This window comes from Olleya sp. ITB9, assembly GCF_001315805.1.
Classification (GTDB): domain Bacteria; phylum Bacteroidota; class Bacteroidia; order Flavobacteriales; family Flavobacteriaceae; genus Olleya; species Olleya sediminilitoris.
On record NZ_BCBW01000045.1, the window covers coordinates 29,195 to 44,239 of the forward strand.

Sequence of the window (15,045 nt, forward strand, 5' to 3'; positions counted from 1 at the left end):
ACAATTAATGTGTTATATATTTAAAAGCAGGTTTTTTTGTCCCATTTTTATCAATAAACCCAAAATGCTTTTGAGTATTTTTACGCCAAGGTAGTCTACCTACAACATCATTAGGTACAGAAGTAAAATCATATAAAGTCCAAGACATAAATTGCAAATTATTTGCTGCAATTTGTTCTTGGATTTTTTTATGGTAATTAGCTTGATCTTCATCTGAAGACCCAAAAGGTTTCCACAATCCAGAATATGAAGACATTCCAAACTCTTGCAAAACTAAGGGTTTGTTTGGTATTTCTTTTTTCATGGTTGTAATGGCTTCATCTAATTGTTCCAAATCTTCGTAATAATGAAACGATATAAAATCTACTTTATCTTTTAAAATAGTAGCACTTTCAGTATTGGACCAACCTATGGTTACTGGATGTACAGTATCAATTTCTTTGACTAAATCAATCATATTATCTAACCATGCAATAACGTTATCTTTTCCTCTAGATTCAAAATCTAAATTAGGTTCGTTTTTAATATCCCAAGCTAATAAGGCTTTGTGGTCTTTAACAGCATTTACAATACCTTCTGCGTGACGTTGATTTAAAGTCCAACTCATAACATTATAATCTCCATAAAAGTCAAAAAGCGTTAAAACGACTTTTAAATTGTTAGCAGCTGCCATATCTAAAGTTTGCTTTAATTTGTCTACTTTTTTATAATCTATCGCAGCTTTACCAAAATCTTCGTATTGCACAAACAGTCTGACAGAGTTTAAACCTGTATCTTTAATTATTTTAAAATCTTTTGCAATAGTATCGGTAGAAAAAGCATTGCCAAACATATCCCAAGGATTGGCTTGCGGATAGTAATTAATACCTTTAATATTTAAACTATCAACAGCAATTTGTTTTGGTTGCTTATTGTGAATATCAGCTTCTTCTTTAACCAAATGTCTAATACGCCAAAAACCATCTTCAAGCAAAAACACCATTTGGTATGTTGAGGTTTCAGTAGTTTCTAAAACCAACTTATTAGCTTTAAATACACGTTTGTATTCAATAACATTTCGGTCTGTAATGACAGCCATTTGTCCGTCTTCACTAAAAAACTCTAAAGTAGGGTTGTGTTTTAAAGTAGTAGCTTCTATGGTAATGTCTTGCGCTTTGTTTAAGTCTATAAACGCAAATAAGTTTTCTCTTGCACTATCTGTATAATAGTCTTTTATTCCAGCAGTTTTATTGGTTTTGTAAGCAATTTGCTTAACATACCAAGCATCTAAATAATCGTTTTGTAATGCATTTAGGTTTTCGTTATCCATTGGTCGTCCTTCGTTTTGTAAAGGTTCCCAATTTATTGTAGGTAAATATTGTTCTACTTTTTTAATTTCGGTATGCAGCATTTTACTTCGGTCTGCACCAGTATTTAGGTAACTAAATAAAGCACTAACTCCAGAAATAATTAAGGCTACAAGCATAATATACGAGGCTATTAATATGGTACGCATAATATTTTTATTAATACTTACCATAGTTTGATTGTTTTAAATTGTTTTGCTACTCCAGCAGTTTCTAAACTAAAATCATAATTACCATGACTGTAAATAGCAGGTTTCAGCTTAAAAGTAGTATAACCATTAAACGATGTTTTAGTCAGTGTTTCTACTAATATATTATCCTTATATATTTTAAGTTTAATGTGTAATCCATCCGGAATCATTTGCTGCATAAAACTTTGCAAAGGACCAACGGTTATTAAACGATTTTTTTCAGAAAAAGCAACCTCAAAATCCTCAATAACTTGTTTGTAGCTTAAGGTAATGCTATTACTTTCGGACATACCATCAACATACGCTTTTATACTCCAAGTGTCTGCATAATCTGGATGAATCATTTTTGAGGTTGCAACTCCATCAATGGTTGTGCCAGTTGTTTTTAAAACATACTGTTCTTGATTGGTAATAAAAAAGGTTACAAAAGTACCGTCACTAACAACATTATTGTGTTCATCTTTTATAATAGAGGTTGTAAATGTCGTAATTTGATTTCCATCGGAATAGTCATGCGGTCTTGTGGCACTTATAGTAAATCCAGTAGGAATTGCTGGCATAACATTAATGGTGAATTCTTTAGAGTTGATGCCTAAACTTTCTGATGAAACCAACATACGACCACTTTCTTTTTTCGAATAAATATTTCTATAAGCAATAAGTTTATCTGTAAAAATATCATGCGTTTCTTCTGAAGATAAAAACTGATGTTTCTCGTTTACTAAAGTGTTTTTTGGTACAGGATTATCTAGAGAGTCTGTTGGAATAACAACCAACATGGTGTAATCTGTTCCACCAGCTTCAATGCTTGGAGGACCAATATAGGTTTCCATGGTTGCAACTTCTGCTTTTGGAAGTATATGTAATGTTCCAGAAAGCGATTTGTTTGCATCTAAAATAGTCCAATTGATGACGCCAATTTTTTTGGTAATGTTTTCTGGAATGACATATTCTAGTGTATTGTTTTTTATAGTCGAAGTAATTAAAGTAGAACCATAACTGTTAGAACAATAAAGCAACGGTTTGTCTGCTTCTTGTGTATTTGAAAATTGTAATATAACAGTTTGACCAACCTCAAAGTCGGTTTTAGTAGTTAATAGTTTCATAACAACCGAAGCTTTATTTTGTCGTACGATTGCGAAGGATGATAATAAAATCAATCCTAAAAAAAACAGATATGTTCGTTGTTTTTGCATTAATTTGGGCTACCTATATAAGTGTTAATTTCTATTTTAATATAACTAAAATCTGGATGCTCAATAGGTTGTAATTGTGCGTTTGTATGATCTATAATTCGGTTTGGTACTATTTTGTCTGAGATATCTTCGTTTGGTAAACCATTTACAAAGATGTTTTTCATACTATCGTTAATAATTTCTACTTTACCACTTTGTAAAATAGTATAATCAAAATGTTGTTTACGTTGTTGCCTAACTCCTGCTTTAACAAATAAATGATCTACCCAAATCATGTTTTTGTTCTCATCATAATACGTAATTAGAAGTTGAGGTATTGTAATTTCTTGAATACCGCTATTAAAAAGATTTCCTTCTAATATAGAATCTTTAATTTTTAGTTCACTTAAAACTACATTTTTATATAAATCTGTGCCTGCAACATTTCCGGCGATTTGTAAGTTGAATTTTGTTGGTTGTTCTTCAAATTCAACAGGTGTAAATTCGTCTGGATTAAATGTGTCAGGAATAGAATCTTGCGTTTTAGACCAAGCAATACCTTCAAAATTAATTCTAAAACTACTAGATTCTTTAGGCATTAGTTTATGCTTGACATGGTATTTGGCATTGTAAGTAGCCAACTGTTTATTGTCATCATTATATAATGTTCCTTTTAAAATAACATCAGACGGAACATTGTCTATGTTTTGTACTTCACCAATAATAGCATAACTACCATCATAATGTACCAGTTTAGCCGACACAACTTCTAAAACGGGTTGTTTTAAAATGTCTTCATGATGGGTTGCTTCTGTTGTAATGCGTCGTCGTCCTTGATTAAAATACTTAGTAACATTGTCTGAGTACAATTGGTCAGGAGGTAAATCGTTATTTAAATCATCTGGTTGTAAAAACCATTTTCCTTTAATTTTAGAAAGCGATTTGTAATCTACTTTTTCAATTTTTTCTAAAGGTGTAATCCATTGGCTAATCACTTTTGCTGAGACTGTACTATCATTTACAGCAGTAATTTCGGTTTCAATAGCATCCATTTTTGCATAACTACTTAAAAGTCCATCAGTCACTGAAATTTCTAACATGTATTGCGCAATTGGTATGTTACTACTAGGATCAATTAAACTATGTGCTTTTTCAAATTCTTTAAAATCTAAGGCATCATAATAGGCAATAATTGCATTTTCTGGGCTAAGTTGTGATTCGTTTTTAATGTAGAATAAATAGACTCCGTAAAATACAACTCCTGCCAAAACTAAAGACCAAAGGTGTGTGATGCGTAATACATTTCTATTAAATTTATTATAACTAATTGGAAACTTTAAAAAATCTGGAAGCGGTTTTTCTTTGGTTTTTAAAGCAATAACAAATAACATTTGTATGTTTAATACAAACGCTATTAAAACGGTTAAAAAGGGCATAATTCCCCAATGAATCTTTAGCCATTTAGCAACATCTTCTTTAGGTAAAATAGCAGAAACTGGCGGAATGTTTAAACGTTCCCAAACCATAATACCATTTTCTAATTGTCTTAAGCGTTGCCAACCACAGAAATAGAGGATTGGATCGTAAAACTTATCGTTAGAGAATATATACTTTAAATTGTACTTTTCTGGAGTGGTTAAAAATTGTTGTAATGATCCAATACCTGCAACACCTTTAAATTTAGAGTTTTCTAAACGCTCAATAGGTCTTGTGGTTAATTCTGGTAATCTTCTAGCAGAATGGTAGTTTCCATCAACAGTCATGGCATTAGTTTGTGCACTCAACCAAGCCATTTGGTCTCCAAAACCAAGCGTTAAAAAGCGCCATTTATCATGATCATCTTGATTTAAGAAGTTGACAATAGGTAGCATTTTTATTTTTTGCGGTTGTGAAGGTCTAAAGTAATTTAAACTCATCGTAAAAACCACCATAAAGACAAATAAACCAGCCAATATTCCACCTATAATACGATGGTAAACAGCACCAAATTTAGATTGAATTAATGCTTTTAAATCGCCTTGCACAAAGCGATAAGCAAATTCACCCATTAATGGAATGGATAAAATGGAAGCCCAAAGTGTAAATCTATCTAAGGTTAAAATATTAAAAGCAGTTTCTCCTAACATTTTTAGTGGTACAGGAGTCGTTCCTCCAGTTCCTAAAATGGTACAAATGGTAACCGATAATCCAAAAAACAAGTAACGTTTGCTATAGTATCTATAAAAAATGTAAGGCAATAATATTAGTAAAATTCCCCAAGGAATTAAAAAGAATACCAATCCTGAAGACGTAATTTCTAAAAAGTTGTCACGAGAACCATGTGGTATAGGTACTTGCGTAATTGGATTGGCTTTAGAGTTTAACCAATACGGAAAAATACAACCCACAATTAGCACCAAAGACAGCATGCCAAAGCTTACAATACGTTTAAAAAGCTTGAAAAAGCTATTCAAAAATATTTTGAAGGTTACTTCCTTCATACTATTCACTTGTTCTTTAGAAACATCCATTAACACCATACCTATTAAAGGAAAGATAAAAAATACCATTCCAAATATTGGTGTTACATGATGCGAAGTAACTGTAACCGCTATAAGCGATAAACTAGTGGCTAAATACCATTTTCTTCCTGTTTTTAACCATAAATAAATTTCAGGTAAAGCATGCATTAAAACCGAAACACCAACAATACTTGGTAATTGCCCAAAAATATGAAGGGTTTCTACAAAAGAAGATGAGAAAACAGCCAAAACACAAGCATAACCAGCAACTGTTTTGTTTGATGTCATCAATAATGAAAAACGATACGTACCAGTTACAAATAGGACAATAGCAATAAGTGCAACGCTAAACATACCAAATTTTAAACCTCCAACTAACGATAATAAACCAATAGTTTGATGTACTAAAGGCGGATAACTTTGTACAGTAAAACCAGTGTACCACTCATAGTTCCAAGGTTCAAACCAACTATTAGCATAATGATCTGCAAAAAATAAATGAATTAATGCATCATACGTAGTTTCCAATGTGAAAAATATGGAACTACCATGAAAAGACAATCCTAATAGGAGTGCGGCAATTAAAAATTTATTTGAGGTTTCTTTCAATTATTACTGATCGTTATTTTGTTAACCTAAAGTTATACATAATTGTAAAGATAATTAAATTAAATACTGCTCCAATTTTTAATTATCTACAGCAATTTACCATTCGTCGACACTTAATGCCTGCTTAATCTAAAGAAGATAATTTCATCACAATTCTATGCTACTTTTGGTGTATCAAAAAACAATAAAACACCCTAGTTATGAAAGTATTAGCAATAGATGATCAGCAGTTGGTTTTACTGCCTTTACAAAAAAGGTTAACCGAGTTAGGTTATCAAGTTAAGATAGAAACTGATGGTCAAAAAGGATTAGACTCTTACGATTCTTTTAACCCAGATTTAGTAATTGTAGACATCAATATGCCTGGTTTGTCTGGATTAGAAATTGTTAAATACATAAGGATTGCTAAAAAATCTGAAACACCAATAATGGTGTTGTCAGGAGATAATAAAGACGAAACTATTACTGAAGGTTTTGATTTGGGTATTAACGACTACATGAAAAAACCTTTAAGTTTAAACGAGATAAGTGCACGTGTTAAGCGCTTAATTGGTGCTCCAGTAGTTGAAAATACTGTAGCAGCTAGCAATGTAATGATTCAGGATCGTTGTGTTGGTGTTGTAATACCTTGTTACAATGAAGAAGAGCGTTTGTTAAGTGACGAGTTTTTATCTTACATAGATAAATATACAGGCTACCATTTATGTTTTGTAAACGATGGTAGTAAAGATAAAACCTTAGAGGTTTTAAATAATTTACAAAAAGGACGAGAGGACTTTATTACAGTTTATGACTGTGAGAAAAATGGAGGAAAAGCTGAAGCTGTTCGTTTAGGTATGTTACACATGGCAGAAAAAGAAGATCTTGATTATATAGGGTTTTTAGATGCAGACTTATCCACAGACTTAGCAGATTTTGACGACTTGGTTAAAACTATTGAAACTTCAGATTTTAAAATAGTTAGTGGGTCAAGAATATCAAGAATGGGAGCGGATATAACTAAAGAGTCTGCTAGAAAAATAATTAGTTTGACCATAAACTTTATTATAAGAAAGATTTTAAGAATGGATTTTAAAGACACACAATGTGGCGCTAAAATCTTTAGTAAAGATGTTATTCAAATTGCATTTGGTAAAAAGTTTGTTACACAATGGATTTTTGATGTCGAAATTTTTAAAAGAATGAGTATTCATTTTGGATTAAAAAAAGCAAAGTCAATGCTTTGTGAGCAACCATTAAAAAGATGGATTCATGCAGATGGTTCTAAACTATCAATGAAAGATTCAGTAAAAATCATATTTCAATTAGCTCAAATTGCTTGGGTATATAGAGGAAAAAAAAAGCCAGCTATAACCAAATCAACTAAGCTTGAAGTAGTACAATAAATAATAATAACCCCAAATCCCCAAACACAAATCATGAAAATAGGTGTAATTATAATTTTTCATAATAACGAGAATGATATCGATACAGATTGTTTTATACAACAAATACAAAAAACTCCAAATTTAGAGTTGTGTTTGGTAAATAACAATAGTAAAGATAATACCTACAAGATTCTTGACCAGATAAAACAATGTTGTAACAATGTATCTGTAGTTAATATAAATAAGTTTAAGTCTGATGTGTCTGCAGTTAGGGCAGGAGCAAGATTTATGGCTAGTCAACATGATTTAGAACATTTGGGTTATGCAACAGCAAACCTTTTAAATAAAAACGAACATGGTTTAAATGGTTTGATTAAAGCTATATCGAAAAACCAGGATTTGATTTTAGATTTTAATATTGAAAACCTTAAAAAAAGAGATATTAAATTAACATTGTTTAAAAGCTTATTTTCTATTATCGATTATTTAAAAAAATTAAATGTAAACGATCAGTTTGTAAACTTACAAAGTTTAAGCAAACTTTAAATTAAGTATCATTATGAAAGCATATCCTATAAAATTTAATCCTATTCTAAAAGAAAAAATCTGGGGAGGAAACAAACTAGCTAATCTTTTAGGGAAGGCTACCAATAAAGATAATGTTGGAGAGAGTTGGGAAATATCAGACGTTAATGGTAACATCTCTGTTGTTTCAAATGGGTTATATCAAGGTCAAGATTTAAAACAATTAATTGCAGAGCATAAAGCAGAAATGGTTGGTGTTAATAATTTTGAAAACTTTGGTACCAACTTTCCTTTATTAATTAAATTTTTAGATGCTAAAACAGATTTATCTGTACAAGTCCATCCAGATAATCAAATGGCAAAACAACATCATAATAGTTTTGGTAAAACTGAAATGTGGTATATAATGGATAGTGATGATAATGCAGATATTGTTTTAGGATTAAAAAGTAAAGAAACAAATCCAGAGTTACTTAATCATATTACAGCACAAAATGTTGATATTGTTTTTAATCGCGAAAAAGTAAAAAAAGGAGATAGTTATTTTATTCCAGCAGGAAAAGTACACGCTATTGGAGCTGGTGTTTTAGCAGCCGAAATACAACAAACATCAGACATAACTTATCGTGTTTATGATTGGGATAGGATGGATGATTCAGGACATAAAAGAGAATTACATACTAAGTTAGCAGCTCAAGCAACTAAACATTTTGAGTCAAACGGAAAGGCAGATTATAGTTTGATTCCTAATTGTAGTACAAATCTAGTTGACTGTGATTACTTTACAACCAATATCATGTCAATATCAAAGATTAAAGTTAGAGATTATTCTAATTTAGATTCGTTTGTAATATTTATGTGTGTTGAAGGCAAAGCCGAAATTACTTCAGGACTACAAACTGAAACTATAAAAATGGGAGAAACCATTTTAATTCCAGCATCAGCTAAAGAAGTCGTTTTTAATGCACAAAAAGCTAAATTGTTAGAGGTTTTTGTTGACCACAAAATTGCTAGACCAGTTCAAAAAGCATCTTAGCATTACAATTAGTGTTTTAACTCAAAGCATTTACTATATTTGTGCGCATCAAAAAATAAATTATGAGCGTACTTCAAATGTTACAAGAAAGAAGCAACTCAACTTGCGAGTTGTGTACTTCTACTACAGATACTAGACAATATAATATTCCACCATCTTTAAACGAGACCGTAGACACTTGCTTGTTAGTTTGTGCAAACTGTTATGATCAAATAGAGAAAAATACACCAATGGATGTTAATCATTGGAGGTGTTTAAACGATAGTATGTGGTCAGAGCACGTTGCTGTTCAGATTATGGCTTGGAGAATGTTACAAAGACTAAGAGCCGAAGGTTGGCCAAAAGATTTACTAGATATGATGTATCTAGACGATGATAATTTAGCAATTGCTAGATTAACCGATGAGCACAAAGACGAAGCTGATAAAATTATCCATAGAGATTGTAATGGTGTTATTTTAGAAACAGGAGATAGTGTTGTCTTAGTTAAAGATCTTAAAATTAAAGGGTCTAGTCAAGTTGCTAAACAAGGTACTGCTGTTAGAAATATAAGATTAGATCGTGAGAACGCGACTTATATTGAAGGTAAAGTAGGACCTACACTTACCGTTATTATTACAGAATACGTTAAGAAACTATAATCTTAATTAATACATACAAAAAAGGCTTCAATTTTAATTGAAGCCTTTTTTAGTTATAATGCTTTTTGTTGCTGTTTATAAAAAGCATCCGCTTGAAGCTGCATTAATGCTCTGGCTTTTTTTTGTTTGTAGTCATATAATTCATTTTCTTCGGATAAATCTGCATATACTTTATCATTAATTTTAAAATCTGTAGCAACGGATAATTGCCTTTCTTTAACACGTTGCTCTACTACAGTTTTAATAGCAGTTTCATGGTCTTCAAGTTTAAAATCATATTCTCCTTTTGAAGTTAAAAGTTTTGCTATTATTGGAGAAGTTTCAATAGCTAAAAATAACAAAAAGACAAAAAATGAAGGAAGCCAAGGCAAACTGTTTAAAGCATTTATTCTAGCCATTAAACCATCAAACCCATCAATTATCGGTTGTGTATTAGCAACTTGATTATCATACTTAGTTTTAAGTAGTAATAATTCAGATTCAATTGCTGTAATTTTTTGTTTTGTATCTGCTTTAAGCGTTTGTAATTCTGCTAAAGCAGTATCATGTTTTTCTCTTTTTTCTTTGTATACAGGTCCTTTACCTAATTTATTTGTTCCAGAACTACCTTCAGCTTCTGCAATATAAGTGTTGTAAAGGGTGTTAACTTCAGCCTCTTTAACAGTAATGTTATTTTCAAGGTTGACTATAGCTTGTTTTAGTTGTTTTTCTTTAGGTGAAAATTGTAAAGCAATAGCATCTTGGTTTTGAAGCGTCATTGCATTTTTTTCGGTTAATAAAACTTGATTGATTTCTTTTTCAAAAAGCTTTAACTCTAAAGGTTTAGATATTACTATTGCTATAATTAGTGCTAGTATTAATCTTGGTGTAGCTTGTAATAGCTCTCTAGTAAAACTCCCTCGTTTTTTGATAGTCGAAACAATAAAACGGTCTAAATTAAATATTAACAAACCCCAAATTAGACCAAATCCAATAGCAGCATAGATATTGTCAAAGACTGTAAATAATGCGTAACTGGACGCTATAAAGGCCATTATAGCTGTAAAAAATACAGTAGCACCAATTCCAACATACTTGTTTTGTTCGCCTTTTGATGTTGTGTTTAATAGGTCTGTATCTGCTCCAGAGCAGATAATAAAAAATTGTTTTAACATGATATGATTGATTTTGATTGATGATATCTATTAGAACGCTAAATGCTTGCTTTTGTTACAGTTTAGAGCTAAAAAAACCTCAAAAAAATGAGGTTTTTAATATTAAGTTTGAATTTTTTAATCGTTTTAATTAGTTATCATTAAATGTAATTATTCCTTTTTCTGAGATTTTTACAGTTGAATTACCATTATCAGTATTTGAAGAAATATTTAAATTTTTATTCTGTTTAATTAATTCGATAGCTTTATCAGATGATATTTTATTGGTATTATAGTAAAATGTCGCTCCTTTTTTAGACATATTAATAACATGTTGTAAAGGTGACTTTGGTGGAGGTGGAGGCAGCATATTATCTCTTCTTTTTTGAAGTGCTATTTTCCTGGCGTCTCTTTTTTCTATAAGTTCAGCTCTTCTACTTTCTAGTGCTTCTTTTCTTTCTATTGATTTTGCCTTTTTAAAAGTGCTTTTTTTCTTATTTCTTTCAGCTATTATTTGATTACGTCTAGCAATCAATTTAGCTCTTTTTGCTTCAACAAGTTCTTTATCACTTTTCAAAGGTGCAGGTGGTGTTGGAGCAGCAGGAGGAGGTGGTGGATTCTTGTACACCTTTCCTTTTATAATTTTATTCTCTTTATTGTATTGTTCTATGACTTCTTCTTGTTTGGCTTTTTCTTCTGGTGTTGCATTAGGATTTACTGGAGTTGGTGGAGGTGGAGGAGGAATACTAGACGCGTCTCCTTTTTTTACTTTAGGTGATTCTGAATAATTCTCATCATTTTTGTCTACAACCTTTATAACAACAGGCTTAAATTTATTGGACTTCGTTTTAATGTCAAATACTTGGATAATATCTCCTTGCTTAGCTCTTGTAATATATTGTTTAGTTTCGTTATTAGGCATGTTACCTTCGTTAAATAAGGTTTTAATTCCGGGTATTTTAAGTTTAAACTCCGTGATTGCTTCTTTGTTATTGGTAGATAATATTAGTCCAATTATGCCTTTTTTACTTAAATTAAGATGACAACCATCGCACTCTATACCATTTACAATTAATTTTGTGTTTTCTAAAAAAGTCGCAGATTGAGTATAATTTGAAATTTGTTTTTTATTATTACTTAATGCTTTTTGATTATAGTAGATAAATATTTCAGATTCTTTACTTAAAGGTTTTATTGTATCCTCCCAATTTTTGTTAAATGCATCTTCTGTGTATAAATCTATTTGGTAATAATGTTTGCCATAGTTTAAAGCATTTTTAGCCAATTTACTTTCAAAATAATGAGCAAAACTTGATGTTGATAATGATGATAATTTATTATTGTTAATTTTTTTTCCGTCTAACCAAATACCATATTTTTTACTGTCCAACCAATTGTTTAACTGTTGTTTTGTTGGGCTAATCTTTTTTGGTTTGGATGGTGGAGGTGGTAATAGTTTCCTTTCTAATTCAGATAAGTCAACATATTTTTTAGTTGCAATTACATTCTTGTTTTTATCTCTAAATATTATTGTTACATTTTTATAATACTCGTCTTTATTAATTTCATTTATATAATTAATTTTAGAATTTACCTTTTCTGATGCATTTTCAAATTTTTGTAATAAATTAGAGTTAGTTTCTTTTTCAACTTCTATTGTATTACTGAAGCTGTAAATTAAAACTCCTAATAATGGAAGCATTAGTAAACTGCGTAGCCAAGCGACTGATTTTGGTGTTTGTGTTTTCATAAGTGTAAAACGTTTTTTGATTGATGAATAATTGATGGCATTAACTAATGCCTGTTCCTGCTGGCTTGATGAGAACGCTAGCAAAATATTTTGATAGTTTTTAGTATCTACTCCTTGATTTAAAACCGCTTGGTCAGCTAAAAATTCATGATTAAGTTTAACCTCTTTTTTTAACCAATATAACAATGGATTAAACCAAAATATTATTTGTATTAGCTCAATAATTAATATATCTAAACTATGTTTTTGTTTAGCATGTGTTTGTTCGTGTAGTAATATTTCATGCGGAATTTGATTGTGTTCGAATTTATTTTTATTAAGAAAAATGAAGTTGAAAAAAGTATGTGGAATTTCCAGTTGATGTATTAAAACATTGATAAAATTATTATGTTTAACTTTTTCATGTTTTTTAATTTTTGAAACAATCCCAAAAACATTTTTTCCAAACCTAATTAAGAATAAGCTAACACCAATTGCGTATAAACTCCATAATACAATTGCTAAGTAATTAGTGCCTTCTGCTATTTTAAAAGTTGTATTTAATGGTATTGTTTCTGTATTATTATCAATTAGCAATACCTTATCAACTGAAGGAGCTACATATTTTACAAAGGTTATAAAAGGCGTAATGACTGATGTTAAAATAGCGATTAATAAATAGGCTCTTTTAAATTTATGGTTGCTTAAAGTTTCTAATACTAATTTATAGAATATAAGAAGTATTAATAGACAGGTAATGGATTTTAATAGCAGTAATCCCATAATTATTTGTTTTTAATTTCATTATCAATTATGGAACGTAATGCTTCTAATTCTGATTTGCTTAAATCTGTTTCTTTAGTAAAAAATGAAGCAAATTGAGAACTGCTATTGTTAAAAAAGTTTTTGATTAACCCATTAACATGCTTAGAGAAATAGTCTTTTTTATTAACTAAAGGATAGTATTGTCTTGAGTTACCAAATTTAGTGTAAGTCACAAAACCTTTGTCTGTCATACGTTTTAATAATGTCGCTACAGTTGTATTTGCAGGTTTCGGTTCTGGATAGGCTTCTAATAAGTCCTTCATGAATGCTTTTTCTAGCTTCCATAGGTGATTCATTAATTCTTCTTCCGTTTTTGATAATTGCATGTCTACAAGTTTAGATTAACTTCTACAAATGTAGAATAAAAAATCAATTCTACAAATGTAGAGCTGTTTTTTTTATTAAAATAATTTAAGTAAGGTGTTGTTTTTTAGTTATTAGCAGAAGGTCTAACGTGTAAGCGGTAGTAGTGGCATCCTTTATTTTGCTGCCATATATGGCAAAATAAAGATATAACGGATGACGCGACCACCTTTTGCCACTTTAAAGCAAAAGGTGGTGACACCCTAATTATTATTTATGCATTTCAGTAAAATACTTGTAGAAATATGGGATGGTTTCTATCCCTTTTAGGTAGTTCCAAACTCCAAAATGTTCGTTTGGACTATGTATTGCGTCGCTGTCTAAACCAAAGCCCATTAAAATGGTTTTACTTTTTAGTTCTTGCTCGAATAATGATACGATTGGTATGCTTCCTCCACTACGTTGTGGTATTGGTGTTTTACCAAAGGTTTCTTGATAGGCTTTACTTGCTGCTTGATAACCGACACTATCTATTGGTGTTACGTAACCTTGTCCACCATGATGTGGTGTTACTTTTACTTTGACGCCTTCTGGAGCAATACTTTCAAAATGGTTTTTAAATAGGTCTGTAATGTTTTCCCAATCTTGGTTTGGTACTAATCGCATAGATATTTTTGCAAATGCTTGACTAGCAATTACTGTTTTTGCGCCTTCGCCTGTGTAACCTCCCCAAATACCATTAACGTCTAAGGTTGGTCTTATGCTGTTACGCTCGTTGGTTGTATAACCTTCTTCTCCGTAGACAGCATCTATATCTAAAGCTGCTTTATATTTATCTAAAGAAAAAGGGGCTTTAGCCATTTGTGCACGCTCGTCTTTTGATAATTCTTCAACATTATCATAAAAACCAGGAATGGTAATATGATTATTGTCATCATGAAGCGAGGCTATCATTTTAGTTAATACGTTTATTGGATTTGCTACTGCACCACCATATAAACCAGAGTGTAAATCCCGATTTGGTCCTGTAACTTCAACCTCAACATAACTTAAACCACGTAATCCTGTTGTAATGGATGGTGTGTCTTTTGCAATCATACCAGTATCACTAATTAGAATCACATCATTTGATAGCTTTTCTTGGTTTTGCTTTACAAATTTACCAAGGTTAACACTACCAACTTCTTCTTCGCCTTCAATCATAAACTTGACGTTACAAGGTAAAGTATTATTTTTGGTCATAAACTCCATAGCCTTAACGTGCATGTACATTTGACCTTTGTCATCACAGGCACCACGTGCAAAAATGGCTCCTTCAGGATGTAAATCTGTTGTTTTAATTACAGGCTCAAATGGTGGTGATGTCCATAAATTTAATGGGTCTGGTGGTTGTACGTCGTAATGACCATAAACTAAAACTGTTGGTAAATCTTTATCAATTATTTTATGTGCGTAAATAATTGGATAGCCTTCTGTTTCGCAAATTTCTACTACGTCACAACCAGCCTCTGTTAGGCTTTTTGCAACGACCTCTGCAGTGTTTATTGTGTGCTCTTTGTAAGCTGAGTCTGCACTTATAGAGGGAATCTTAAGTAGCTCTATTAATTCGTCAAGAAAACGTTGTTTGTTTTCTTGAACGTAAGATTTTATGTTTTTCATTGAAA

At 31.0% G+C, this 15,045-nt stretch carries 11 protein-coding genes; 4 read left to right on the forward strand and 7 right to left on the reverse strand.

What is annotated here, in order from left to right:
- Positions 1-4 precede the first annotated feature (4 nt).
- From ITB9_RS13035 to ITB9_RS13045, 3 genes are all read right to left on the reverse strand, one after another.
- Positions 5-1,519 (reverse strand): cellulase family glycosylhydrolase, encoded by a 1,515-nt coding sequence (locus ITB9_RS13035; protein WP_054852580.1) that lies wholly within the window; start codon positions 1,517-1,519, stop codon positions 5-7.
- Positions 1,513-2,643: a hypothetical protein gene (locus tag ITB9_RS13040; RefSeq protein ID WP_261975666.1), complete on the reverse strand. Its 1,131-nt coding sequence runs from the start codon at positions 2,641-2,643 to the stop codon at positions 1,513-1,515. Before ITB9_RS13040 ends, ITB9_RS13035 begins: the two co-directional genes overlap by 7 nt.
- 89 nt (positions 2,644-2,732) lie before the next feature.
- Positions 2,733-5,822: a hypothetical protein gene (locus tag ITB9_RS13045; RefSeq protein WP_054852582.1), complete on the reverse strand. Its 3,090-nt coding sequence runs from the start codon at positions 5,820-5,822 to the stop codon at positions 2,733-2,735.
- Between the two features lie 200 nt (positions 5,823-6,022).
- Here ITB9_RS13045 and ITB9_RS13050 point away from each other — a divergent pair, with 200 nt between their 5' ends.
- From ITB9_RS13050 to ITB9_RS13065, 4 genes are all read left to right on the forward strand, one after another.
- Entirely contained in the window at positions 6,023-7,207 is a 1,185-nt protein-coding gene (locus ITB9_RS13050) for a response regulator (RefSeq protein WP_054852583.1), read from the forward strand.
- A 33-nt stretch (positions 7,208-7,240) separates the two neighbouring features.
- Positions 7,241-7,735, forward strand: coding sequence for a glycosyltransferase (locus ITB9_RS13055; protein ID WP_028289378.1), 495 nt, complete (start codon positions 7,241-7,243; stop codon positions 7,733-7,735).
- Positions 7,736-7,748: 13 nt separating this feature from the next.
- Complete coding sequence (locus tag ITB9_RS13060; RefSeq protein ID WP_054852584.1) at positions 7,749-8,750, forward strand: type I phosphomannose isomerase catalytic subunit; 1,002 nt, start codon at positions 7,749-7,751, stop codon at positions 8,748-8,750.
- 62 nt (positions 8,751-8,812) lie between these two features.
- Entirely contained in the window at positions 8,813-9,391 is a 579-nt protein-coding gene (locus ITB9_RS13065) for an alkylphosphonate utilization protein (protein WP_054852585.1), read from the forward strand.
- A gap of 53 nt (positions 9,392-9,444) precedes the next feature.
- Here ITB9_RS13065 and ITB9_RS13070 read toward each other — a convergent pair whose 3' ends face one another.
- The 4 genes from ITB9_RS13070 to ITB9_RS13085 form a co-directional block, all read right to left on the reverse strand.
- The gene (locus tag ITB9_RS13070; RefSeq protein ID WP_054852586.1) at positions 9,445-10,545 is read right to left on the reverse strand and encodes a DUF4407 domain-containing protein; all 1,101 of its coding nucleotides are present in this window, start codon (positions 10,543-10,545) and stop codon (positions 9,445-9,447) included.
- Positions 10,546-10,675: 130 nt separating this feature from the next.
- On the reverse strand, positions 10,676-13,036 hold the full coding sequence (locus tag ITB9_RS13075; RefSeq protein WP_054852587.1) for a M56 family metallopeptidase: 2,361 nt from the start codon (positions 13,034-13,036) through the stop codon (positions 10,676-10,678).
- A 2-nt stretch (positions 13,037-13,038) separates the two neighbouring features.
- Entirely contained in the window at positions 13,039-13,404 is a 366-nt protein-coding gene (locus ITB9_RS13080; RefSeq protein WP_028289373.1) for a BlaI/MecI/CopY family transcriptional regulator, read from the reverse strand.
- 247 nt (positions 13,405-13,651) lie between these two features.
- Entirely contained in the window at positions 13,652-15,040 is a 1,389-nt protein-coding gene (locus ITB9_RS13085; protein ID WP_054852588.1) for a dipeptidase, read from the reverse strand.
- Positions 15,041-15,045 lie beyond the last annotated feature (5 nt).

Bases quoted from the DNA above. Each gene is read 5' to 3' on its own strand.
- ITB9_RS13035 (WP_054852580.1), bottom strand. From the start codon at position 1,519: ATGGTAAGTATTAATAAAAATATTATGCGTACCATATTAATAGCCTCG.
- ITB9_RS13040 (WP_261975666.1), bottom strand. From the start codon at position 2,643: ATGAAACTATTAACTACTAAAACCGACTTTGAGGTTGGTCAAACTGTT.
- ITB9_RS13050 (WP_054852583.1), top strand. From the start codon at position 6,023: ATGAAAGTATTAGCAATAGATGATCAGCAGTTGGTTTTACTGCCTTTA.
- ITB9_RS13055 (WP_028289378.1), top strand. From the start codon at position 7,241: ATGAAAATAGGTGTAATTATAATTTTTCATAATAACGAGAATGATATC.
- ITB9_RS13060 (WP_054852584.1), top strand. From the start codon at position 7,749: ATGAAAGCATATCCTATAAAATTTAATCCTATTCTAAAAGAAAAAATC.
- ITB9_RS13065 (WP_054852585.1), top strand. From the start codon at position 8,813: ATGAGCGTACTTCAAATGTTACAAGAAAGAAGCAACTCAACTTGCGAG.
- ITB9_RS13070 (WP_054852586.1), bottom strand. From the start codon at position 10,545: ATGTTAAAACAATTTTTTATTATCTGCTCTGGAGCAGATACAGACCTA.
- ITB9_RS13075 (WP_054852587.1), bottom strand. From the start codon at position 13,036: ATGGGATTACTGCTATTAAAATCCATTACCTGTCTATTAATACTTCTT.
- ITB9_RS13080 (WP_028289373.1), bottom strand. From the start codon at position 13,404: ATGCAATTATCAAAAACGGAAGAAGAATTAATGAATCACCTATGGAAG.
- ITB9_RS13085 (WP_054852588.1), bottom strand. From the start codon at position 15,040: ATGAAAAACATAAAATCTTACGTTCAAGAAAACAAACAACGTTTTCTT.